Here is a 1,210-nt window from a genome sequence, read left to right on the forward strand (position 1 = left end):
AGGAACAAATCGAGCAATTAGGTAGCGGTGAGGCGTCCAGCTTCACGATCACCGGAGCCGAGTCCGTCGAGCAGACCAACTATGACTTTAACCTGGTGGTGCTGCCGGGGAACACCATTCACATGAGTTTTGGCTATAATGCTCTGGCCTTTGAACGGGAAAGTGTAGAACAAATTCGAGGTCATCTGGTGCAATTGCTGGAGCAGGTAACTGCGAATCCGAACATCCGTGTACATGAACTGGATATGATAACCGCGCAGGAGCGTGAGCAAATCGTTAAGGTTTGGGGGAATACAGCAGCAACCTATGCAAGCGAGCAAACGATCCATGGCTTGTTCGAGACGCAAACGGCGCAGACACCGGAGCAGACAGCCTTGTTCTTTGAAGGAGAAACGCTGACTTATCGCGAGCTGAATGAACGCGCCAATCGCCTGGCTCGTACCTTGCGCAGTCAAGGCGTGACGAAAGATCGTTTGGTGGGTCTGATGACCGAGCGGTCGGTGGATATGATCGTGGGCATCTTCGGGATTTTAAAAGCCGGAGGCGCATATGTCCCCATCGATCCAACCTACCCGGAAGAGCGTATCCGCTATATGCTGGACGACTCGGGTGCGAAGCTACTGTTGACACAAAGTCATCTGGTGGACAAAGCAGTTATCGATGGCCAAGTGCTGGTGCTGGATGGAACGCAAACGGTGTATCACGAGGATGGTTCCAACCTGGAGCCGTGGTCCGGTCCAGATGATTTGGCGTATGTGATTTATACATCGGGTACAACAGGGCAGCCGAAGGGCGTTATGCTGGAGCATCACGGGCTGTGCAATCTGAAAACGTATTTTGATCAGACGCTTCGAATCCGCACGTCGGATCATGCGTTGCTGTTCGCTAGCTATTCGTTTGATGCGGCTTGCTGGGAAATCTTCCAAGCGCTGTTCTGCGGAGCCACGTTATATGTGCCAACGACAGAGACGATTTTGAACTACGAGCGGTTTGAGCAATATATGGCGAATCACCGGATTACGGTGGCCGCTTTGCCGCCGACCTATGCGGTGTATCTGGAGCCAGAGCGGATGCCACACCTGTGTATTCTGTTCACTGCGGGTTCAGCATCTTCCACCGAACTGGTATACAAGTGGAAGGATCAAGTGGCGTACTACAACGGCTACGGTCCAACTGAAAACTCAGTTGCAACGTCCATCTGGCCGGTGTC

1 protein-coding gene is annotated in these 1,210 nt (G+C 52.7%); it reads left to right on the top strand.

The features are described from left to right. Nucleotides 1-1,210, top strand: a 1,210-nt coding sequence (locus ACWA2B_RS27840; protein WP_449292877.1) for an AMP-binding protein, incomplete at both ends; no start/stop codon positions are given.

The organism is Paenibacillus sp. CMM36 (assembly GCF_053570945.1).